Annotated in this window: 19 protein-coding genes; 10 read left to right on the top strand and 9 right to left on the bottom strand. The window is 63.2% G+C overall.

Annotated features, from left to right (window positions below):
- The 4 genes from AC1DWF_RS11580 to AC1DWF_RS11565 all read right to left on the bottom strand — a co-directional run.
- Positions 1–1,122 (bottom strand): ABC transporter transmembrane domain-containing protein (locus tag AC1DWF_RS11580; protein WP_476841692.1); only part of this gene is annotated, 1,122 nt, incomplete at its 3' end.
- Positions 1,122–2,999, bottom strand: coding sequence for an ABC transporter ATP-binding protein (locus AC1DWF_RS11575; protein ID WP_476788001.1), 1,878 nt, complete (start codon positions 2,997–2,999; stop codon positions 1,122–1,124). The genes AC1DWF_RS11580 and AC1DWF_RS11575, both read right to left, overlap by 1 nt.
- Before the next feature lie 325 nt (positions 3,000–3,324).
- Entirely contained in the window at positions 3,325–5,205 is a 1,881-nt protein-coding gene (locus tag AC1DWF_RS11570) for an ABC transporter ATP-binding protein (RefSeq protein ID WP_476783452.1), read from the bottom strand.
- Between the two features lie 151 nt (positions 5,206–5,356).
- Entirely contained in the window at positions 5,357–5,674 is a 318-nt protein-coding gene (locus tag AC1DWF_RS11565; protein ID WP_476788000.1) for a hypothetical protein, read from the bottom strand.
- Between the two features lie 280 nt (positions 5,675–5,954).
- Between AC1DWF_RS11565 and AC1DWF_RS11560 the strand changes: the two genes are divergently transcribed.
- The gene (locus AC1DWF_RS11560) at positions 5,955–6,413 is read left to right on the top strand and encodes a tRNA (cytidine(34)-2'-O)-methyltransferase (protein WP_476787999.1); all 459 of its coding nucleotides are present in this window, start codon (positions 5,955–5,957) and stop codon (positions 6,411–6,413) included.
- A 163-nt stretch (positions 6,414–6,576) separates the two neighbouring features.
- Positions 6,577–7,020, top strand: coding sequence for a redox-sensitive transcriptional activator SoxR (gene soxR, locus AC1DWF_RS11555; protein WP_476787998.1), 444 nt, complete (start codon positions 6,577–6,579; stop codon positions 7,018–7,020).
- Positions 7,021–7,046: 26 nt separating this feature from the next.
- On the opposite strand, the gene AC1DWF_RS11550 is transcribed toward soxR, so the two are convergent.
- Together AC1DWF_RS11550 and AC1DWF_RS11545 are read right to left on the bottom strand one after the other, a co-directional pair.
- Positions 7,047–7,631 (bottom strand): carboxymuconolactone decarboxylase family protein, encoded by a 585-nt coding sequence (locus AC1DWF_RS11550; RefSeq protein ID WP_476782933.1) that lies wholly within the window; start codon positions 7,629–7,631, stop codon positions 7,047–7,049.
- Positions 7,632–7,663: 32 nt separating this feature from the next.
- Positions 7,664–7,921 (bottom strand): hypothetical protein, encoded by a 258-nt coding sequence (locus AC1DWF_RS11545; protein ID WP_476782934.1) that lies wholly within the window; start codon positions 7,919–7,921, stop codon positions 7,664–7,666.
- A 78-nt stretch (positions 7,922–7,999) separates the two neighbouring features.
- On the opposite strand from AC1DWF_RS11545, the gene hemF reads away from it, so the two are divergent.
- The 4 genes from hemF to AC1DWF_RS11525 all read left to right on the top strand — a co-directional run bounded on the left by hemF (position 8,000) and on the right by AC1DWF_RS11525 (position 11,796).
- Positions 8,000–8,914 carry an oxygen-dependent coproporphyrinogen oxidase gene (gene hemF, locus AC1DWF_RS11540; protein ID WP_476841691.1) on the top strand — a complete coding sequence of 305 codons (915 nt, stop codon included), beginning with the start codon at positions 8,000–8,002 and terminating at the stop codon, positions 8,912–8,914.
- 122 nt (positions 8,915–9,036) lie between these two features.
- The gene (locus AC1DWF_RS11535; protein WP_476841690.1) at positions 9,037–10,824 is read left to right on the top strand and encodes a DEAD/DEAH box helicase; all 1,788 of its coding nucleotides are present in this window, start codon (positions 9,037–9,039) and stop codon (positions 10,822–10,824) included.
- 272 nt (positions 10,825–11,096) lie between these two features.
- Positions 11,097–11,357 carry a DUF1344 domain-containing protein gene (locus AC1DWF_RS11530; protein ID WP_476787996.1) on the top strand — a complete coding sequence of 87 codons (261 nt, stop codon included), beginning with the start codon at positions 11,097–11,099 and terminating at the stop codon, positions 11,355–11,357.
- A 253-nt stretch (positions 11,358–11,610) separates the two neighbouring features.
- Complete coding sequence (locus tag AC1DWF_RS11525; RefSeq protein ID WP_476782938.1) at positions 11,611–11,796, top strand: DUF1059 domain-containing protein; 186 nt, start codon at positions 11,611–11,613, stop codon at positions 11,794–11,796.
- 1 nt (position 11,797) lies between these two features.
- Here the strand turns inward: AC1DWF_RS11525 and AC1DWF_RS11520 are convergent, their stop codons facing one another.
- From AC1DWF_RS11520 to AC1DWF_RS11510, 3 genes are read right to left on the bottom strand one after another with little or no spacing between them, the layout of a single operon-like run.
- Complete coding sequence (locus AC1DWF_RS11520) at positions 11,798–13,057, bottom strand: CCA tRNA nucleotidyltransferase (RefSeq protein ID WP_476782939.1); 1,260 nt, start codon at positions 13,055–13,057, stop codon at positions 11,798–11,800.
- Entirely contained in the window at positions 13,054–13,686 is a 633-nt protein-coding gene (locus tag AC1DWF_RS11515; RefSeq protein WP_476782947.1) for a CoA pyrophosphatase, read from the bottom strand. The genes AC1DWF_RS11520 and AC1DWF_RS11515 overlap by 4 nt, the downstream gene beginning before the upstream one ends.
- The gene (locus AC1DWF_RS11510) at positions 13,686–14,330 is read right to left on the bottom strand and encodes a DUF1285 domain-containing protein (protein WP_476841693.1); all 645 of its coding nucleotides are present in this window, start codon (positions 14,328–14,330) and stop codon (positions 13,686–13,688) included. Before AC1DWF_RS11510 ends, AC1DWF_RS11515 begins: the two co-directional genes overlap by 1 nt.
- 340 nt (positions 14,331–14,670) lie before the next feature.
- Here AC1DWF_RS11510 and AC1DWF_RS11505 point away from each other — a divergent pair, with 340 nt between their 5' ends.
- The 4 genes from AC1DWF_RS11505 to AC1DWF_RS11490 are packed head-to-tail and all read left to right on the top strand — an operon-like array spanning position 14,671 to position 21,482.
- A complete protein-coding gene (locus tag AC1DWF_RS11505) occupies positions 14,671–15,675 on the top strand; it encodes an AAA family ATPase (RefSeq protein WP_476782940.1) in 1,005 nt (334 codons plus the stop codon).
- Positions 15,675–16,589 carry a DUF58 domain-containing protein gene (locus AC1DWF_RS11500; protein WP_476782941.1) on the top strand — a complete coding sequence of 305 codons (915 nt, stop codon included), beginning with the start codon at positions 15,675–15,677 and terminating at the stop codon, positions 16,587–16,589. The genes AC1DWF_RS11505 and AC1DWF_RS11500 overlap by 1 nt, the downstream gene beginning before the upstream one ends.
- On the top strand, positions 16,586–19,408 hold the full coding sequence (locus tag AC1DWF_RS11495; RefSeq protein ID WP_476787995.1) for a DUF4159 domain-containing protein: 2,823 nt from the start codon (positions 16,586–16,588) through the stop codon (positions 19,406–19,408). Before AC1DWF_RS11500 ends, AC1DWF_RS11495 begins: the two co-directional genes overlap by 4 nt.
- A 1-nt stretch (position 19,409) precedes the next feature.
- A complete protein-coding gene (locus AC1DWF_RS11490) occupies positions 19,410–21,482 on the top strand; it encodes a hypothetical protein (RefSeq protein WP_476841689.1) in 2,073 nt (690 codons plus the stop codon).
- Positions 21,483–21,484: the final 2 nt, after the last annotated feature.

Genomic DNA, 21,484 nt, shown 5'->3' with positions numbered 1-21,484 from the left:
GTTTTCGAAGACGATATCGCCCTTGGCGCGCGGCAGCACGAACGCATCGGCGGCATCGCGGATCGCCGGGCGCACCGAGATGGTGCGGGTGGCGTCCTGCACGGTGGCGTAGTTGCGGACCAGGCCGTTGATGTTGAACATCATCCAGCCCGACATCTGGTTGAGCCGGAAGACGAGACCGAGCGCGGCTGCAATCGCACCTGTCGAGATCGACCCTTGCGTCCAGTTGACGAGGCAGATGGCGGCGACCGCAGCCATCATTATGCCGTTGAGCAGGGCGACCGCCGAGCGCACCGTGGTGATGGCGCGGGTCAGCCTGATCACCGAGGCGAGGAAGCTTTCGAGCCCGTCGCGGACATAGGCGTGCTCGCGCCGGCCGCTGTCGAACAGCTTGACCGCCATGATGTTGGTGAAGGCATCGACCAGGCGACCGTTGAAGATCGAGCGCTGGTCGGCGGTGGCCCGGCCCGCGCGGCGCATCTCTGGAAGCAGGAAATAGATGATTGCGGCGTAACCGGCGAACCAKATTGCGACCACCACCCCCAACAGCGGGTCGAGCGACACGAGGATCGTCACCGACAGCACGACGAAGGTGAGGAAGCCCCACATCGTCTGCAGCATGTTGACGATGAAATCGCCGACGGCCTCGCCGCCCTGCATGATCTTGGTGGCGATGCGGCCGGCGAAATCGTTCTGGTAGAAATCATAGGGCTGTTCGATGACGCGCCGGAACGACTGCCAGCGCACCATGGAGAAGAAGCCGGGCACGACGATCTGCTGCTCGACGATGGCCGAGCCTATGATGATGACGGCGCGGACCACGAGGATCAGCACAAGCAGTCCGGCAAGTGCGGGCCAGTGGTCGACGAACAGCCGCTGCGGGCTGGTGGAATCGAGCAGATCGATGAGCCAGCCGACGGACCAGTAGAGTGCCGCATCGACCGCGCCGGCGAGAAAGCCGGTGATGAGCAAAAGGATGAACGGCCCCTTCGCCTGCCTGGCGAAGTAGAGGATGAAGGCCCAGGCGTTTTCCGGCAGCACCTCGCGGTCGGTGTCCTGGAACGGGTCGATGGCGCCTTCGAAGCGGCCCCAGAATTTTTGCTGGAAGGGATCTTCGCTCATCACGCCGGCCTCGATTCGTCGAGCACGCTGTCTTCATGAAACAGGAAGCCGCCGGACTGGCGCTTCCACAGCCGGGCATAAAGCCCGTCGAGCGCTAGAAGCTCGTCATGGGTGCCTTGCTCGGCGATGCCGCCCTGGTCGAGCACGATCAGGCGGTCGAGCGCGGCGATAGTGGACAGACGGTGCGCGATCGCCAGCACGGTCTTGTCGGCCATCAGCGCATGCAGGTTTTCCTGGATCGCGGCTTCGATGTCGGAATCGAGTGCCGAGGTCGCCTCGTCGAGGATCAGGATCGGCGCGTCCTTGAGAAAGACGCGCGCGATCGCCACGCGCTGGCGCTGGCCGCCCGACAGCTTGACGCCGCGCTCACCGACAAAGGCGTCGTAACCGGTGCGGCCGCGATTGTCCTCAAGCGTGCCGATGAACTCATGTGCCTCGGCCTTGCGGGCAGCGGAGATGACCTCGGCGTCGGTGGCGTCGGGTTTGCCGAGCTTGATGTTGTCGCGCAGCGAACGGTGGAACAGGGCCGTGTCCTGGCTGACCACGCCGATGGAGCCACGCAACGAGTTCTGGGTGACGGTCGAGATGTCCTGGCCGTCGATGAGGATGCGCCCACCCTCAAGGTCGTAAAGGCGCAGGATCAGATTGGCGAGCGTGGTCTTGCCGGCACCGGAGGGGCCGACGATGCCGACCTTCTCGCCCGGCTTGACGACAAGGTCGATGCCGCCGAGCACGCCACCGCCCTTGCCATAGTGGAAGACGACATGGTCGACATGGATCTCGCCGCCCCTGACCACCAGTTCGACAGCACCTGGCTTGTCGGTCAGGCCGAGCGGCTGCGAGATCAGCGCTTTCGAGTTCTCCAGCACGCCGAGGTTCCTCAAGATGCCGTTGAGCTGCATCATGAGCCGGCCAAGGAGCATGTTGAGGCGCAACACCAGAGAGAGCGTGAAGGCGACAGCACCGACCGTGATCGCGCCTTCGATCCACAGATGGATCGAAAACCAGGCAATCGCGGTGATCATGACGCCCGACAGCGCCGTCAGCGCCAGGCGGACGCCGGTCAGCCGGCGCGTGAACGGGCGCAGCGCATTGAGATAGATGTCGAAGCCCGAGCGGATGTAGCGGTCGTCGCCATCGTCGGCGAACAGCTTCAGCGTCTGCACGTTAGAATAGGAATCGACGATGCGGCCGTTGATCATCGAGCCTGCCTCGGCAGTCGCCTCGGCATGCTTGCGGATCGACGGCAGGTAGTGATTGGCAAGCAGCCCGAAGGCGACGATCCAGACGACGACGAGGCCGGCGAGCCGCCAGTCGAGCCCCGCGACCACGGCAAGCGTGGTGATCGTGTAGACCAGCATGAACCAGACGACCTCGATGAAGCTTTCCATCAGGTCGCCGGTCGCTTGCCCTGCCTGCCAGACTTTTGTGGCGATGCGGCCGGCGAAGTCGTTCTGGAAGAAGGAGTAGGACTGGCGCGAGACATGGCGATGGGCCTGCCAGCGCACCAGGTTGTAAAAACCCGGCGTGATGGTCTGTTCGTCGACAAGTGCTGAGAGCCCGACGACGATGGTGCGGATCACCAGGACGGTGATGGCCATGAACAGCACTTCGGGGCCGGCGACGTCCCACAGCGCCGCCCAGCTGCGGTCGGTGGGCAGGCCGTCAAGGATATCGACGAGGCGACCGACAAAATAGAAAAGCCCCGCTTCAACCAGCGGCGCGATGCCGCCGATGACCAGCATGGCGAAGAAGGCGAATTTCGCCTGGCCGACATAGTGCCATAGAAAACCCCAGACGGTGGCCGGGGGCCGGAGTTCTGCCGGCTCCCGAAACGGATAGACCCAACTTTCGAACCACTTGTAGATTCTATTCATGAGCACTCTGGGCTATCTCGCGGCAACGACTCGCTATTTTCGGATCAACCGGTCCAAGAGGCAACCGCTGCCTGGCAGGAGCCTGCCTGCAACCCAGGCGAATTTCGGGCAACATGTTCACAATGACGTGGGCGAGTTCTTTTGTCAGGGCGTTCACCTGAGATGAGCGGGACCGTAGTTTGGACCGTCGCCGCCTTCCTTGATGTCACGGCACCCCGCCCCCCCAAGATAGCTCGGCTCGAACTTCCAGACTTCCTCTGGGGACGAGCCCTAAATGAAAAAGGCCTCCCGCGTGGGAGGCCTCGATCAGATTTGCCACCCTGCCCTACTCCGCGGCCTGGCCCTTGGCCTCCATGTCGTTGGCCGCTTCACCAGTGATGTCATCGAGCAGGAAGCCGCCCGACTGGCGCTGCCATAGCGAGGCATAGATGCCGCCCTTGGCGACCAGCTCGTCATGCGTGCCCTGTTCGACAATGCGGCCCTTGTCCATGACCACCAGCCTGTCCATCGCCGCGATGGTGGAGAGCCGGTGCGCGATGGCGATGACGGTTTTGCCTTCCATCAACCGGTAGAGGTTTTCCTGGATCGCGGCTTCGACTTCCGAGTCGAGCGCCGAGGTCGCCTCGTCGAGGATCAGGATCGGCGCGTCCTTGAGCATGACGCGGGCGATGGCGATGCGCTGGCGCTGGCCGCCGGAGAGCTTGACGCCACGCTCGCCGACATGGGCCTCAAAACCCTTGCGGCCCTTGGGATCAGATAAGGCTGCAACGAAGTCGATCGCTTCGGCGCGGCGCGCCGCTTCGATCATCATCGCTTCGGTGGCGTCGGGACGACCATAAAGGATGTTGTCGGCAACCGACCGATGCAGCAGCGACGTGTCTTGCGTGACCATGCCGATATGGGCGCGCAGGCTGTCTTGCTGGACGGACGAGATGTCTTGCCCGTCAATGACGATGCGCCCGCCCTCGATGTCGTAGAAGCGCAGCAGAAGGTTGACCAGCGTCGACTTGCCTGCACCGGAACGGCCGACGATGCCGACCTTTTCGCCCGGACGAACCTTGAGGGTCAGGTCTTCGATGACGCCTTTTTTCTTGCCGTAGTGGAAGCGCACATTGTCGAAGAAGATCTCGCCCTTGTCGACGACGATCTCCTTGGCATCGGGCTTGTCTTCGACCAGGCGCGGCATCGAGATCGAGGTGATGCCGTCCTGGACGGTGCCGATGCTCTCAAACAGGCCCGAGACTTCCCACATGATCCATTGCGACATGCCCCAAAGGCGCAGCACCAGGCCAAGCACGACCGCGACCGCGCCGATGGACACCGCACCATTGAGCCACAGCGAGATCGACAGGATGCCGACCGACAGCAAAAGCGTCGAGTTGAGCAAATAGAGCGCGCCATAAAGCGAGGTCACCAGCCGCATCGACCGGTAGACCGTGTCCATGAACAGCGACATGCCTTCTCGCGCAAAGGACGCCTCGCGGCGCGAATGCGAGAACAGCTTGACCGTCTGGATGTTGGTGTAGCTGTCGACGACACGGCCAGTCATTGTCGAGCGCGCGTCTGCCTGCTCTTCGGCGACCTTGCCAAGGCGCGGCACGAAATAGCGCAGCAAGAGTACATAGATGATGAGCCAGACGACCAGCGGTGCAGCCAGCCGGAGGTCGGCGGAACCGACGATGAACAGCACGCCGAGGAAATAGACGATGACGTAATTGAGCACGTCGATGAGCTTGACCACGCATTCGCGCACGGCGAGCGCGGTCTGCATCAGCTTGGTGGCGATGCGGCCGGCGAACTCGTCCTGGTAGAAGCTCATCGATTGCTTGAGCAGGTAGCGGTGCACCTGCCAGCGGATGCGCATGGGATAATTGCCCATCAGCGTCTGCTGGTTGACGAGCGACTGCAGCACCACCATGCCCGGCAGGATGACCATGACGATAAAGGCCATGCCGGCGAGCTTCCAGCCTTCATTCTGCAGGAAGGTCTCGCGGCTCTGCGCCGACAGCCAGTCGACGATGTTGCCGAGAAAGCCGAACATCCACACTTCGGCAAGCGCGATCAGCGAGGTCAGCACGGCCGCGACGACAATGTAGGGCCACGCGCCTTTGGTATAGTGCAGACAAAACGCAATCAGCGTCTTGGGCGGCTCGACCGGCTCTTCGACCGGGAACGGATTCAGTCTGTTTTCAAACCAGCGGAACATATCAGTCTCTCAATTCGGTATGCGGTACGCGGCAAATTCCGCGCGGGACGTATCTTGGAGGCCACTGGCACGGCCTTTATTCGCCGGATCTTTCAGGAGACACGGCGGGGGCCTTCGGAATGTAGGGGGCCGCTGAGGATTCGGCGAATCCTCAGCGGTTGCCTCCTGACATCGTTCTCGCAGCAGGCCGGGCTGCACCTGAGCGGCCGGCGAGCCGGCCGATCAGGGCAACGATGCGGCCAAACAGCGGCCTGGAGTTCGGGTCGACGACAACATTGCTCATGTCGACATCGGGCAGCATGCCGCGATGCGGACGCTGCCGCACCGGTGGGTCCGCCTTGGGCTGATGCACGCCGAGTGCCAACATCATGGCATGATGCCGGGCGTCGGCTATGTCGTTGCGGTGAACAAAAAATGCAGAGTCGAGTTCGTTACGAGCGTGCTGCTCGTTTGAGGAATTGGCAAACATCGGAATTGTCCTTCGAAAACCTGAATATGGCTTCGGCGGAAGTCGATGCGATCGTGCCTGTAGATGTCAGGGAAGTCGTCGAACCGAGGCCGCCGTTAGGCTGGGCGTCGCCATGTGGCGAGGCATAGTGTGACAATCAGCATCATATACCCCTCCATCGGTTCGGGTTGACAATGCAGGCCTTATACGCCCATTCGCGGCGAAACGCCACTGCGGGGCCGGTCGAATTTTCTTTCGGGTTGCTTGCTGTTGCTTGCAAGCCACAGGTTAGGAAGCTGAAATGAACGACCGGTTGCGTATCGCGCTGTTCCAGCCAGACATCGCCGGCAACACCGGCACCATCCTGCGCATGGCCGCGTGCCTCGGCCTCGCCGTCGATTTGATCGAACCCGCCGGCTTCGACATTTCCGATCGTGCCCTCAAACGCGCCGGCATGGATTATCTCGAAATGGCCGCGCTGACCCGGCACGTCGACTTCGACCGCTTCGAGCAATGGCGGCAAAGCGAGGGCCGACGCCTTGTGCTGATGTCGACCAAAGCCGCCCTGCCCTATACCGATTTCCACTTCAAGGCCGGCGACATCGTCATGTTGGGTCGCGAATCGGCCGGGGTGCCTGACCACGTCCACGATCTCGCCTTCGAGCGGCTGATCATCCCCATGCCCGGCGGCGGACGAAGCCTCAACGTCGCGCTGAGTGCTGCCATGGTTGCCGGCGAGGCTGTTCGCCAGATCGGCTGACCAGGCATCCGCCAGCTCCATGACGATGGCAGCGAACCTCCGCCCTGGCGATTTGGTGCTTCCGTCCGTTCTGGAGTTCCTCGCCATGACCTGATCCTTCCTTGCATCGCGGAGGATACCCTCGTACAACCTCAACCAACCTTGAGGTCAAGCGGGAATTGTCATGGCAAGTGAATTGACTGTCGGCGAGGTGGCCAAGCGTAGCGGCGTCGCTGTTTCGGCCCTGCATTTCTACGAGACACGCGGGCTGATCTACAGCCATCGCACGTCAGGCAACCAGCGCCGCTATGCGCGCGACGTGCTGAGGCGTGTGGCGGTGATCAGGATCGCCCAGGATGTCGGCATCTCGCTTGCCGACATCGCCGCTGCCTTCGCCGCCCTGCCCGACGGGCGCACGCCGACGCGCGAGGATTGGAGTCTGCTTTCAACGGGTTGGCGCCACGACCTCGATCACCGCATCGAGCAATTGAAGAAGCTGCGCGACGGGCTGACCGACTGTATCGGCTGCGGCTGCATGTCGATCGACAAATGCCCGCTGCGCAACCGCGAGGACAGGTTGGCGCGACAGGGGCCGGGGCCAAGACGGCTGCTTGTTCCGGCGGAATAGGAGACAGGCGGTTCGTTCAAAGCTGGTCAGTAGCTGCGGCCAACAGTCATAGCCGATCGAAACGCCTCGTCGCCATCGATGAAGACCGCCTCGGGCGCAGCGCCGACGGCGTCGAAGAAGCGGCTGACAAAACAGCGGAAGGCAGCGCACAACGCGATGTCGCAGATCTGCTGGTCAGTGAAGCCGAGCGCACGTAGCCGGTCGATATTGGCCTCAGTCACCTGCGAGGCATCGATGGCGATATGCTCGGCATAGGCCAGCATCTCGACGTCGCGCGCTGAAAGACCGGCATTGCGGAAATCCTGCTGCACGCCGAGCACCGCCTCCTTCGAGCCGAGCTCGGCAGTAAGCTGCCTGGCATAGACATAGGAGCAGTAGGTCGACGGGATCTGCTTGGCGGCGATGAGCGTGATCAGCCGCCATTCGCGCATGCCAAGCGAAAAGCCGGCGCGCAGCTGGTCGTTGAAGTCGGTGTAGACAGGCAAAAGGTCCGGGCGCGCGGTGAAGCACTTCGTTGCTTCCATGACAAAGCCCAGCTGCGAGCGGGACTTCTCGTAGATTTCGGCGATGCGGCCCTTGGCCTCATCCTCGGCGATCGTTTTCAGGAACATGGCTCCCCCACGCGATACGCCACAGGAACAATCTAGTCGGAAGTCGGCAGGCGGCGGATGGTGAACTCGATGACGTCGCCGGGGCGCTCGAACCAGCTCTCGATCTCGGTCCAATAGGCCTGTTTGGGCCAGCGCGAGAACCACTCCTGCGCCTTCCGTCGCGCGTCGTTGCGCGGCAACACGAAGGTCTCGCGCAAGAACCCGTCGCGCGGCCTGCGTTCCCGTTCGGCCCGGCTGCGCTGGAGCCTTTTTGCGAGGTCATCGAGCGGCGGTCGGCTCGGGGTGCCCATAAAGAACTCCTTGACCCTTACGAGAAGGAGATTAGGGATCGCGCCGGACAATTACGAGTCATTTGTGCGGAGCCAAAATTGCAGCGTCCCGAAATACCAGCCGGACTTCCGGCGGACATCGAAGACAGGAAAATGCGCGCCAGCGCCTGGTTCGAGGAATTGCGCGATCGCATCTGCCTCGCCTTCGAGGCGCTGGAAGACCAGGTACAAGGACCGCTGGCCTCGTGGGCACCGGGGCGCTTCGAGCGCACGCCGTGGCAGCGCGACGAAGGCAAGGGCGGCGGCGGCGTCATGTCGATGATGCATGGCCGGGTGTTCGAGAAGGTCGGCGTGCACACCTCGACGGTGCATGGCGAGTTCTCGCCCGAATTCCGCAAGCAGATGCCCGGCGCCGAGGAAGACCCCCGCTTCTGGGCCAGCGGCATTTCGCTGATCGCGCATCCGCAGAACCCCAACGTGCCAGCCGTGCACATGAACACGCGCATGGTGGCGACCTCGCGCTGGTGGTTTGGCGGTGGTGCTGACCTGACGCCGGTTCTCGACCGCAGGCGCACGCAGGAAKACCCCGACACCGTCGCCTTCCACAAGGCGATGCAGTTTGCCTGCTCCAAGCACGCCAATGTCGCAGACCATCGGAAATACAAGGATTGGTGCGACGAGTATTTCTTCCTGCCGCACCGCAACGAGCCGCGCGGCACCGGCGGCATCTTCTTCGACTGGCAGCACTCGCCGGAGGAAAAGGGCGGCTGGGACGCCGACTTCCGTTTCGTCCAGGACGTCGGCCGCGCTTTCCTGGTCACCTACCAGCATCTGGTGCGACAGAACTTCAACACCAACTGGACCGATGGCGACCGTGACGAACAGCTGGTGCGACGCGGCCGTTATGTCGAGTTCAACCTGCTCTACGATCGCGGCACGATCTTCGGGCTGAAGACCGGCGGCAACATCGCCTCGATCCTGTCGAGCATGCCGCCCGAGGTCAGGTGGCCCTGACCTCTATGCATGGCTGCCCTGCCCGCCGTCGCATTGACGCGCGGGCAGCAAACCTTTAGAGAGCCCGCTTTCCTTGGCCCTCGTCCACATGTGACGGGCCTTGCTCTCATTGGAAGATTTTTGTGACGATTTTCGACAACATGGTTCCGGCGCTGGCCGGGGCGCTCGCCGCGCGTGGCTACGAAACGCTCACCCCCGTGCAGTCCTCTGTGCTGGCACCGGAGGCCGACGGCGTCGACCTTCTGGTCTCGGCGCAGACCGGCTCGGGCAAGACGGTGGCCTTCGGTATCGCCATTGCGCCAACACTGCTCAACGGCCGCGAGCGCTTCGACCGCGCCGGCGCCCCAAGCGCGATGATCATCGCGCCGACCCGCGAGCTCGCCATCCAGGTGCGCCGCGAGTTCGAATGGCTTTATGCCGCAACCGGCGCCCGCATCGCTTCGTGCGTTGGCGGCATGGACATGAGCAAGGAACGCCGCGCGCTCAATGACGGTTGTGACATCGTCGTCGGTACGCCTGGCCGCCTGCGCGACCACATCACCCGCGGCTCGCTCGATATTTCGGGCCTGCGCGCCGTCGTCCTCGACGAGGCCGACGAGATGCTCGACCTCGGCTTCCGCGAAGACCTCGAATTCATCCTCGCCGCCGCACCGCAGGAACGCCGTACGCTTTTGTTTTCGGCAACCGTGCCGCCGCAGATCGCCCAGATGGCCAAGCGCTTCCAGCGCAACGCGCTGCGTATCACCGCAGCCGGAGAAAGCCGCCAGCACGACGACATCGAATACCGCATGGTTCTTGTTGCTCCCCCGGAGCGCGAGAACGCCATCATCAACACGCTGCTTTATTTCGACGCGCAAAGCACCATGGTGTTCTGTGCGACGCGCGAAGCGGTCAAGCATTTCTCGGCACGGCTCGCCAATCGTGGCTTTGCCGTTGTGGCGCTGTCGGGCGAACTGAGCCAGGCCGAGCGCAACAACGCGCTGCAATCGATGCGTGACGGCCGTGCCCGCGTCTGCGTGGCGACCGACGTCGCCGCCCGCGGCATCGACCTGCCCAATCTCGACCTCGTCATCCATGCCGACCTGCCGACCAATCCGGACACCCTCCTTCACCGTTCGGGCCGCACCGGCCGCGCCGGACGCAAGGGCGTGTGCGTGCTGATCGTGCCGTTCCACCGTCGCGGCAGCGCTGCCCGCCTGCTCAAGCTGGCCAAGCTCGAGGCAACGACGCAGTCCGCACCCGGACCGGCCGAGATCGACGCACRCAACCGCGAGCGCATGCTGGCCGAGCTTGCCAACGCCGAAGCACCGGCCGAGGACGAGGCAGTTCAGGTCGCAGAAATCCTCGCCGCGCACTCGCCCGAAGCAATCGCGCTTGCCTGGCTGCGCCAGCAGATGGCGTCGCGTCCGGCAGCTGAAGAGCTTTCGGACCGCCCTATCCCGGCCTTCGACTCGGCCAAGGCCGAACGTCCCGACAACCGCTTCACCGACGGTGTGTGGTTCTCCGTGTCGGTCGGCCGCAAGCAACGCGCCGAGCCACGCTGGCTGCTGCCTCTGCTGTGCAAGGCAGGCCATGTGACCAAAACCGAAATCGGCTCGATCCGCATTTTTGATACCGAATCGCATTTCGAAGTCGTGGCCAACCGCGCCGACAACTACGCCCGCACCGTCGAACAGAACGGCAGCGGCGAAAAGGGCGTCGACATCAAGCGGCTTGCGGGCGCGCCTGGCAGCAGCGAGGCCAAGAAGCAGCACCGCAAGGGCCAGTACGACCCGTCCGACAAGCCGCCCTTCAAGAAGAAGGCCTTCGAGAAGAAGCCCTACGAGAAAAAACCCTTCGAAAAGCGTTCCGGCGACAAGCCCACGGGTGCCGCAAAGGTGTACAAGCCGAAGAAGAAGTTCGGCGAATAGGCGCAAGCCGCTTGTTTGTTACTTTTTCGTAAGGTTCGACCTCGTCACAATCGACGCCACAAAGAGAAATCTTGGCGCCGATTGCGGCTAAGTTGCCGTTTTGGAATATGTTTTTCGTCTAATAGCCGCCTGGTGGAGCGAAGCTATTTCTATCGCTGGGGCCGGGAAATGCCGGCGGCTGCCTTGCTGCGCCGCGACCCGACGTGACCGGACGGCCTTTCACCACAGCGGGTTCTGCGCTTGCGGCACCCGCATTCGTCGGAGAACATGCCATGCGCAAACTTCTTGTTCCTGCAATAGCAGCTGCCGTTCTCGCAACCTCTGCCATAGCCTTCGCCGCCGCCCAGCATACGGACGGCACGATCAAGACCGTCGACATGAAGGCGATGAGCCTGACAATGGCCGACGGCACAACTTACATGCTCCCCAAGACATTCAAGGATCCGGGCCTGAAGGCCGGCGAGAAGGTCTCCGTCATGTGGGACATGAGCGGAAAGAACAAGGTCGCGGAATCGGTAAAAATGATGAAGTAGCGGGGCTTTCCGCGTCCATTTTCCAAAAAGGGCGGTACACGTGGTTCCGCCCTTTTCTCGTTCTGGAAAGTGCTGGCCCAAATGGAATCGGTTTCGCAGAAATTTCTCCTAAGGCGCTGACCTCAAAAGAATTTTCCCAAGGCAAAATGCCCCTTCACGCCGAATTGGGCATCGCCCTGCCCGCAGCGGCAACCAATCGCCATATTGCGTGTTATAGTTCACCTCTCAACGGAGGGAGGAAAGGAGACATCCGATGAAGGAATTTCAATGCGGGTCGCTTGTCCCCGGCTGCCAGTGGCATACCCGGCACGAGGACGAAGCCGAGATCATCCGCCGCGCGGCCGAACATTTGCGCGAGACGCATGGCGAAACCATCATTCGCGAGACGATGATCGAGGCGATCCGCTCGCGTATCGAAAAGGTCCGCAGCGCGGCCTGAATCAGGCTTTCAGCCTATCGGCGGCGCGCTCGAGCAGCGCGTCGCGATCCAGCGAAAAACCGCTGTCGATCCACTCGACCTCCAGAGCCTTGAGCAGCGAGCCAAGTGCGGCACCCTCGACGCCGAGCGCTGCGACATCGCCGCCGCGCAGCGGAAACGCAGGCTTTTGCCATTTTCCAGCGAAACTCAGCAGGCGATAGAAGCCACCGGCTTCAATAAGCGCCTTGTCGTCCTGCTCCGCCCTGCCACGTGCCGAGGCGAGATCAAGGCGCAGGCGATCCATGATGCCTTCGACGCTGCCGCGATAAAGCCGCTTGGCAAGTTCGCCTTCGGTGACGGTCGGCTCGACCTTCGAAGTCGCCCCCCACTGGACCAGCCTGTCGGTCTCGGCGTTGGAAAGCCTGAGACGGTCGCCGAGTGTCTTCATGCGCGCCGCATCAGGCGGCACGATCGCTTCAAGCCGCAACAACGGATCGACGGTCCAGCCGAGATCGCCCTCGGCCCGAACCAACGCATGGATGGCGTCGATGCCCCATTTTTCACTTTCGGGCAGCGCTGCGGTGAGCACGCCGGCCTGGCGCATCCACAGAAGCGCGCGCGAGGGATCGGGAGCCGAAAGCAGCTTCTTGAGTTCCGACCAGACACGTTCGGCGGAAAGGCGGGAAAGCCCGTCTTTCAGCCGTGCGCAAGCCTTGAGGCCTTCGGCATCGGGACGGCCCTTGCCGTACCAGGCGAAGAAGCGGAAAAAACGCAGGATGCGCAGATAATCCTCGCGGATGCGGGTTTCGGCATCGCCGATGAAGCGCAGCGTCCGGCTTTTAAGATCGGCAAGCCCGCCGACCAGATCGACAACTGTGCCGTCGGCCTTGGCGTATAACGCGTTGATGGTGAAGTCGCGCCGCTCGGCGTCCGCCTTCCAGTCGCGACCAAACAAAACCTTGGCGTGACGCCCGTCAGTCTCGACATCGGCGCGCAAGGTGGTGACCTCGAACGGCTTGCCGCCGGCAATGACCGTGATTGTGCCATGCTCAGCACCTGTGGGAACGGCCTTGAACCCGGCCGCTTCGGCGCGGCGCACGGTCCCGTCTGGCAAATTGGTGGTGGCAATGTCGACATCGGCCACTGGCTCGCCCAGCAGCGCGTTGCGCACCGCACCGCCGGCAATGCGCGCCTCTTCGCCATCGGCATTGAGGGCCGCAAGCAGCTTCTGCAGCAGCGGATCGTTGAGCCATTCAGCCTGTCCGGCGATCGAGGTGCTCATGTGTAGAGCCTTTCATAGAGCGCGCGGATGATGCCGGCGGTGACACCCCAGATGTATCGCTCTTCATAGGGCATGGCGTAGAAGAAGCGCTCCTGGTCCTGCCAGGTGCGGCTGGCGCGGTCGTGGTTGGCCGGGTCCATCAGGAAACCGAGTGGAACCTCGAAGATATCGTCGACCTCGTCCGCGTTGAGACTGAGATGAAAGCCGGGGCGGACGATGCCGAGCACCGGGGCAATGCGATAGCCACTGCCGGTGACATAGTCGGGCAGGCGCCCGATAACATCGATATAATCCTGGGTTAGCCCGATTTCCTCTGATGTCTCGCGCAGTGCGGCCGCTTCCGGCGAAGCGTCGGTTGGGTCGATGCGACCACCGGGAAAGGCGATCTGGCCGGAATGGCTTTTCAGCTTTTCCGCCCGTTTGGTGAGGATGACGGTCGAGGCATCGCCGTGATCCACCACCGGGATGAGCACGGCGGCGTCGCGCAGCCGGTCGTGCACGATCATGTTGCGCAGGTCAGGATTGAGCACATGGTCGCCATAGTCGGCAAAAGCACCGTTGAGATGCTCCTGTGCCGCGCGCTGGCGAAAATCCTGCGCCGAATAATGCGCTGCCGGGGAATGAACCATCACGCGCTCAGCCGCTCCAGCCTGTCCCATGGCATAACAGGATAGACCCCACCCTTCGAGCGAATGCAAAACATCGCCTGACCTGAGATTTCGATGCGTTCGCCATATTCGACAAGCTCGTACATAACCGGCCGCGCCACCAGCGCCTCGAGCCGACCGCGCACCAGCAGATAGGGTTTGAGGCCACCGGTCTCTTCTTCGTCAACAAAACGCAACGGGTGCTCGGGCCCGGCTTCAACGACATCGCCGACATTGGTGCGGAAGGTCAGCACCTGCTCGGCACCCTCGCCCGCAACATTCATCTCGACGGCGACGAAATGCGCATCGACGACGCKGATGCCGACCTTTTCAACCGGGGTGACGAGGTAGGTCTTGCCGTCTTCGTCCTTGCGCAGGACGGTGGAAAACAGCTGCACCAGAGGCATGCGGCCGATCGGCGTACCCAGATAGAACCAGGTGCCGTCGGGCCTGATCTCCATGTCGAGATCACCGCAAAAATCAGGGTTCCAACGTTCGACTGGCGGCAGGCCCTTGCCGGCGCGGGCGGCGCGCGAGATCAGCGCTTCCAGGCCCGCCGTGTCGCCAGCACGGGTTAGTCCGTGCTCCGATTTCGCTTCACTTTGATGGTCCAGGTCGCCGGTCATGGTCACGAAATAGTCACTGTTGTTGCGCTTGTCAGCATAGGCGGGTGATTTAAGTTCAACGCGAAGACTTGGCCAACCAATATGTGGGGTCAAGATGCAGGCAGGGAAATCGCGACGCCCAGGATCGTTTTGACCTCAGGGGATTGGGCAGCAGGCCGCCACGTCCGAATGGACGGCGCACCGGACCGAAGGGCAAGGATCCAGGGCAGATTTACCGACTATGGCGGCGCGCCCGGATGGACGCGAGAGGCACGCTGTAGCATTTTGAGTTTGCGCATCGGTGGCCAGAGAATCGCTTTCGATTTCAAAGCCCAGGCGCCAGAAGAAGGATCCGGCCCATATGAGCGTGATGATCAAGGAAACCGCAATGACCGAGGCCGAGATGATCGCCGCGGCCGAACGCGCGCTCGCCGACATCGCCAAGATCCGCGCCGGGGTCGGCCGCGTCATCTTCGGCCAGGAAAGCGTGATCGAACGCACATTGGTGGCGCTTTTGGCCGGCGGCCATGCGCTGCTGGTCGGCGTGCCCGGCCTCGCCAAGACCAAGCTCGTTGAAACGCTCGGTATCGTTTTGGGTCTCGATTCGGGCCGCATCCAGTTCACGCCCGACCTGATGCCGTCGGATATCCTCGGCTCCGAGGTGATGGAGCAGGACGAACAGGGCAAGCGCTCTTTCCGCTTCATTCCGGGACCGATCTTCGCCCAGCTTCTCATGGCCGACGAGATCAACCGCGCCAGCCCGCGCACGCAGTCAGCACTTTTGCAGTCGATGCAGGAATATCACATCACCGTTGCCGGCGAGCGCTACGACCTGCCCGCCCCGTTCCACGTGCTGGCGACCCAGAACCCGCTGGAGCAGGAAGGCACCTACCCGTTGCCCGAAGCCCAGCTCGATCGCTTCCTGATGCAGATCGACATCCTCTATCCCGACATCGACGCCGAGCGGCGTATCCTTCTGGAGACCACCGGCATCGAAAATGCCAGGGCGCAGAACGTGCTCGACCCCGAGCGGCTGAAGGATATCCAGCAGCTGATCCGGCGCATGCCGGTGTCCGAGAGCGTGGTCGAAGCGATCCTCAAGCTGGTGCGTTCGGCGCGACCTGGCCAAGGCAATGCCGAGACCGACAAGCACGTCTCCTGGGGCCCCGGTCCACGCGCCAGCCAGGCACTGACATTATGTGCCAGGGCGCGCGCGCTTTATGACGGGCGGCTTGCACCGTCGATCGACGACATCCGCGCACTGGCCGAGCCGGTTCTGCAGCACCGCATGGCGCTGAGCTTTGCCGCCCGCGCCGAAGGCATGACGGTCCGCGACGTGGTGGCCAGACTAGCCAAGGAAATCTGATGGCGCGCATCGGCGAGGCCTCAGCACCGGTTGCGACCAGCGATGCGCTTGCCCGTGGCAGGCTGCGCGCTTCGCTGGTGCCTGACCTGTTGGTCGAGGCCCGCCGCATCGTCAATACGGTGATCGCTGGCTGGCATGGCCGCAAGAAGCGCGGCATCGGCGAGAATTTCTGGCAGTTCCGACCTTATGCCCCGGGCGAGTCGATGGCCCGCATCGACTGGCGCCGCTCGGCCCGCGACGACCATACCTATATCCGCGACCGCGAATGGGAAGCGGCCCACACCGTCTGGCTGTGGGCGGACCTGTCGCCATCGATGCTCTACAAATCAAAGACTGCGACCGTGTCGAAAGATTCGCGCGCGCTGGTTTTGGTCTTTGCGCTGGCCGAGCTATTGTCGCGCAGCGGTGAACGCATCGCCTGGCCCGGCCTGACCGACCCGTTCAGCGCCCGCAACGGCGCCGAGCGGCTCGGCTCGCATCTCGCCCAGGCGGTTTCGCTGCCGGGGCGGCCCGATCTTTCGAGCGTCCGCCGCTTTTCCGACATCGTCATTGTCGGTGATTTCCTCGACCCGGTCGAAGAGACCATGGCCTGGCTCGACACGCTGGTCCGTCACGGTGCCCGCGCTCATCTGATCGAGGTGGCCGACCCCGCCGAAGAGAATTTCCCCTATTCCGGCCGCACCGAATTCACCGACCCCGAGACCGGCGACAAGCTGACCGCCGGGCGCGCCGAGCAACTGGCCGATGACTATCGCAACCTTTATTCGGCCCGGCGCGAAGAACTCGCCGCCTGGTGCAAGCGTCTCGGCTGGAGCTACACGGTCAATCACACCGACCACCTCGCCTCCGAAGCGCTGGTGCATGTGCATCTGGCGCTGACCGCCGAAGGTCACGGACCGGGAGGGCGCCGATGAGCTGGCTGCCGCTTTCGTTCGGATTTCCGGCGGTTCTCTGGGGCCTTTTGGCGCTGCCTGTCATCTGGTGGCTGCTGAGGCTGACCCCGCCCAAGCCGCAGGCCGAGATCTTTCCGCCGCTGAAGATTCTGGCGCGGGTGTTCAAGAAAGAAGAGACGCCGCGCCAAAGCCCGTGGTGGCTGACGCTGCTGCGCCTTTTGATGGCGGCACTGGTGGTTCTTGCGCTGGCTGAACCGATCTTCAATCCGCGCGAGAAGATCTTGACCAGCGAAACGGCGCTGGCTTTGGTGATCGACAACGGGTGGACAAGTGCCCCCGACTGGAGCGTGCGGATCGCTACCGCCGAGCGGATGATCAAGGATGCCGAGGCCAATCAAGCTCCCATCCTGCTGGCCTTTACCGCGGAAATGCCGAACAGCCAGATCGGCCCCTATAGCGCAAGGGAAGCGCGCGAGCGGCTCAACGCCATCAAGCCAAGGCCCGTGCCCACCGATCGGCCAGCGGTCTATGCCCGCGTCGCCAACGCGCTCAAGGAATTGCCGGGAGCAACGGTCGCCATCCTTACGGACGGGCTGGTCGCAAAGGACGATCAGACCTCGTTTGCGACTTTGCTGGGCCAGAACCCGCGCAATGTGGTGTGGGTACAGCCGACGCGGCTCGATACCGTCGCGCTCGCGGCTGCCAATAATGAAGTCGACCGTTTCACGATCACGGCCATTCGCGCACCGACCCCCGCGCCCGCCTATTTGACCGCAGGGGTCTTTGACGACAAGGCGCGCAGGATTGGCGATGCGGAGATCACATTCCGCCCCGGCGACACTAGGGCCACCGGTGAGATCGTCGTGCCGTTCGAGCTGCGCAACGACTTCTCCTGGATCGCCCTTGACGGGCAGAGGCATGCCGGTTCCCTCCGCGTGCTGGACGAGAACGCCAAGCGGCGGCGAGTTGGACTGCTTTCCCAGACACCGGTCGACCAATCGCGGCTGCTGCTGTCGCCGCTTTATTACATCAGGCGCGCGCTCGAACCGTTCGCGGATCTGGTGGAACCGGCCAGCCCTGACTTGATCGAGGCCATACCGGACCTTCTAGCGCAAAAGCCCGCCGTGATCGTGATGGGCGACGTCGGAACGATTCCCGAAAGTGTTCGCGCGCCACTGATCAAGTGGATGGACGATGGCGGCACGCTTGTTCGCTTCGCCAGCTCAAGGCTGATCACCGCAGGCAACGATCCCGACTTGCTGCCGGTCAGCCTGAGGCTTGGCCAACGCCTGCTCGGCGGTTCCTTGTCATGGACCGAACCGCAGGCCGTGGCCCAGTTTCCATCGACAGGTCCGTTTGCCGATCTTCCTGCTCCTTCCGAGGTGACCGTCAGCAGGCAGGTCCTGGCTGAACCAACACCTGATCTGGTCGACAAGACGTGGGCGGCTCTCGCGGATGGAACCCCGCTCGTCACCGCTGACAGACGCGGCAAGGGCATGGTGGTTTTGTTCCACATCGCACCAGCGGCGACCTGGTCGAACCTGCCGATTTCGGGCAGTTTCGTCGAAATGCTGCGCCGGATCGTGCAACTGTCGAGAAATCAGGGAGCTGCTGGAACGCGCTCTGACTCGCCAGTGGCTTCGCTCGCACCATATCGGATGATTGGCGCGGATGGCTATCTTGTGCCTCCTGACGGCGACACCAAGCCATTGCAGGTTGGCGGTGGCCACGTGCCGGCCGTCACGCTCGACAATCCACCGGGAATGTATGGTTCGGAGCAAGGCATATTCGCCCATAATTTGTTGGAGGCCGACGCCGTGCTCGATCCGCTGCAAAGGCCTGAGATATCGGTCCCGGTGCTGTCCGAAGATTACGCGCTTGACGAGTCGCGCGACATGAAAGCGCCCTTGCTCGTGCTGGCAGCGGTTCTGCTTTTGATCGATGGCCTGATCGTGCTGTGGCTTGGGGGGATGTTTGCCCGGCGACGTCGCGCGACACAAGCAGCAACCGCCGCGATGGTCGCATTGATCGTGGCATCCTCGCTCTTGGTGTTCGTGCCACTCGCATCCGCGCAGGATTCCAAGCCCGGCGACATCCAGGCAATCGACGCCATCTCCAAGACGCGCATCGCCTATGTGCTGACCGGCGAAGCCTCGGTCGATGCGATCAGCCGCGCCGGCATCGCCGGCCTGACCCAGTTCCTGATCGAAAAGACAGCACTCGAGCCGGGCGAGCCGGCAGGTGTCGACATCGCCAAGGACGAACTCGCCTTCTACCCGCTGATCTACTGGCCGATCGATCAGGCTGCTCCCATGCCGAGCGAGGCGGCGATTGCGCGTATCGATCAGTATATGAAGGAAGGCGGGACCGTGCTGTTCGACACGCGCGACCAGTTCTCCAATGGCATTGGCGCGGATTCGACGAGCCCCGCCACCGAGCGGCTGCGCGATATCCTCGCCAATCTCAACGTGCCGCCACTGGAGCCGGTGCCGGCAGATCACGTGCTGACCAAGGCATTTTTCATCCTTCCCGAGTTTCCCGGCCGCTTCAATGGCAGCCCGCTCTGGGTCGAGGCCTCGCTGGACGCTGAAAACACCGACAACCGCCCGGTACGCACCGGCGACGGCGTCACGCCGATCATGATCACCGCCAATGATTTTGCCGGGGCCTGGGCGGTCGACGAAAACGGCGACCCGATGCTGCCGACCGTGCCGTCCGATCCAATGCAGCGGATTTACGCGCTCAGGGCCGGCGTCAACATCATCATGTACATGCTGACCGGCAACTACAAATCCGACCAAGTGCACGTGCCTGCGCTGCTCGAACGGCTGGGGCAGTAGCATGAACTGGTCCGTCGCATTCGAACCCCTGTTGTCGTGGCCGTTGCTCGCGGCGCTACTCGCTCCGCTCGCACTGCTTGCACTCGCCGGCCTGTGGTTTCGCCAGCGCGGCGGATGGCTGCGGCTGGTGGCGCTTGCAGCACTCGGCCTGGCACTAGCCAATCCCGTCATCCTCGATGAAGAGCGTGAACCGCTGAAAAGCGTGGTCGCCCTGATCGTCGACCGCAGCCAGAGCCAGGACATCGGCGACCGCACCGCGCAGACCAACGCCGCGGTCGAGGGCCTGAAGGAACGGCTGGCACGCTTCCGTCAGTTCGAAGTGCGCGTGGTCGAGGCCGGACGTAGCGACGACCGCACCGAAACGCGACTGTTTGCAGGACTTGAAAGTGCGTTTCACGACGTACCGCCGTCGCGTATCGGCGGCGCGGTGATGATCACCGACGGTCAGGTGCACGATGTTCCCCAAGCCCCCCTCATCAATGCGCCGTTGCATGCGCTGATTACCGGCCAGGCAAATGAAAGGGACCGCCGCATCCGTTTCGAGCAGGCCCAGCGCTTCGGCATCGTCGGCAAGCCGCTCGACATGAGCTACCGGGTGATCGACACCGGCGGCGAGGCCGGCGCGGTCGACGTGCGCGTATCGATCAACGGCAATCAGGTTTCAGTGCAGCGCGCCTTCATCGGCCAGGAAATGCCGCTGCAGATCACCATCCCCAGCGCCGGACGCAACATCGTCGAGCTGTCGATCGCCCCCGTGCCGGGCGAACTGACCGACACCAACAACAAGGCGATCGCACTTGTCGACGGCATCCGCGAGAATTTGCGTGTGCTTCTGGTCTCCGGCGAACCGCATGCCGGCGAGCGCACCTGGCGCAACCTGCTGAAGTCGGACGCCTCCGTCGACCTTGTGCACTTCACCATCCTGCGGCCGCCGGAAAAGCAGGACGGCACGCCCATCAACGAGCTGTCGCTGATCGCATTCCCGACGCGCGAGCTGTTTGTCGAGCGCATCAACGACTTCGACCTGATCATCTTCGACCGCTATCAGCACCGCGACGTGCTGCCGCTGCTCTATTACGACTACATCGCCGAATATGTCGAAAAGGGCGGCGCGCTTTTGATCGCCGCCGGCCCCGAATATGCCGGCGAGCATTCGATCGCCAACACGCCGCTGATCTCGGCCTTGCCTGCCATGCCCAATGGCGACGTGATCGAAAAGCCGTTTTATCCGCGCCTGACCGACATCGGCCAGCGCCACCCGGTGACACGCGGCCTCGAAGGCTCGGCAAGCGAGCCAMCGCGCTGGAGCCGCTGGTTCCGCCAGATCGGCATCGAGCAGCCGGAAGGCGAAGTGGTGATGAAGGGCGCGGACGACAGGCCGCTGCTGCTGCTCGACCGCAAGGGCGAAGGCCGCGTCGGCATGTTCCTGTCCGACCAGGGTTGGCTCTGGGCGCGCGGTTATGAGGGCGGCGGCCCGCATGTCTCGCTTTATCGCCGCATCGCCCATTGGCTGATGAAGGAGCCCGAACTCGAAGAAGAGCGCCTGACGGCGGAAGGGCGCGGCATGATGCTCGACATCCGCCGCCAGACCATGCGCGACGAAGCCGGCCCGGCGCGCATCATCACGCCGTCCGGCAAGACGCTCGATGTGCAGCTCAACAAGAGCGAGCCGGGCATCTTCACCGGCAGCGTCGAGACCAGCGAGATCGGGCTGTACCAGGTCGGCAATGGCGACCTGACCGCACTTGCCCATGTCGGACCGGTCAATGCGCCGGAGTTCGCCGACGTGGTGTCGACCGAAAACGTGCTCCGTCCGGCAGCCGAGGCAACCGGCGGCGACGTTCGCCGGCTTGCAGCGACCGGCATATCAGGAATTGCCGGTGGTATTTCGCTGCCAAGCGTGGTGCCGGTGCGCGGCAGCGCCGAAGCTTCCGGCCGCGACTGGATCGGCTTCCGCACCACCAATGACAGCGTGCTGAAGTCGGTGTCGCGCGTACCGCTGTTCGGGGGCTTCCTCGGGCTTGGCCTGTTGCTGCTGGCGTTTGGCGCGATGTGGTATCGCGAGGGGCGCTAACT

Source organism: Aminobacter sp. P4_D5 (assembly GCF_056401815.1).
Note: the sequence above shows the minus strand (reverse complement) of the source record. Positions and strands in the feature narration are given on the sequence as shown.

What these genes read in the sequence shown, in the direction of transcription:
- AC1DWF_RS11515 (WP_476782947.1), bottom strand. Translation starts at nt 13,686, where the DNA reads ATGGTTCATTCCCCGGCAGCGCATTATTCGGCGCAGGATTTTCGCCAG.
- AC1DWF_RS11570 (WP_476783452.1), bottom strand. Translation starts at nt 5,205, where the DNA reads ATGTTCCGCTGGTTTGAAAACAGACTGAATCCGTTCCCGGTCGAAGAG.
- AC1DWF_RS11500 (WP_476782941.1), top strand. Translation starts at nt 15,675, where the DNA reads ATGGCGCGCATCGGCGAGGCCTCAGCACCGGTTGCGACCAGCGATGCG.
- AC1DWF_RS11560 (WP_476787999.1), top strand. Translation starts at nt 5,955, where the DNA reads ATGAACGACCGGTTGCGTATCGCGCTGTTCCAGCCAGACATCGCCGGC.
- soxR (WP_476787998.1), top strand. Translation starts at nt 6,577, where the DNA reads ATGGCAAGTGAATTGACTGTCGGCGAGGTGGCCAAGCGTAGCGGCGTC.
- AC1DWF_RS11505 (WP_476782940.1), top strand. Translation starts at nt 14,671, where the DNA reads ATGAGCGTGATGATCAAGGAAACCGCAATGACCGAGGCCGAGATGATC.
- AC1DWF_RS11575 (WP_476788001.1), bottom strand. Translation starts at nt 2,999, where the DNA reads ATGAATAGAATCTACAAGTGGTTCGAAAGTTGGGTCTATCCGTTTCGG.
- AC1DWF_RS11520 (WP_476782939.1), bottom strand. Translation starts at nt 13,057, where the DNA reads ATGAGCACCTCGATCGCCGGACAGGCTGAATGGCTCAACGATCCGCTG.
- AC1DWF_RS11550 (WP_476782933.1), bottom strand. Translation starts at nt 7,631, where the DNA reads ATGTTCCTGAAAACGATCGCCGAGGATGAGGCCAAGGGCCGCATCGCC.
- AC1DWF_RS11545 (WP_476782934.1), bottom strand. Translation starts at nt 7,921, where the DNA reads ATGGGCACCCCGAGCCGACCGCCGCTCGATGACCTCGCAAAAAGGCTC.
- AC1DWF_RS11495 (WP_476787995.1), top strand. Translation starts at nt 16,586, where the DNA reads ATGAGCTGGCTGCCGCTTTCGTTCGGATTTCCGGCGGTTCTCTGGGGC.
- AC1DWF_RS11525 (WP_476782938.1), top strand. Translation starts at nt 11,611, where the DNA reads ATGAAGGAATTTCAATGCGGGTCGCTTGTCCCCGGCTGCCAGTGGCAT.
- AC1DWF_RS11565 (WP_476788000.1), bottom strand. Translation starts at nt 5,674, where the DNA reads ATGTTTGCCAATTCCTCAAACGAGCAGCACGCTCGTAACGAACTCGAC.
- AC1DWF_RS11530 (WP_476787996.1), top strand. Translation starts at nt 11,097, where the DNA reads ATGCGCAAACTTCTTGTTCCTGCAATAGCAGCTGCCGTTCTCGCAACC.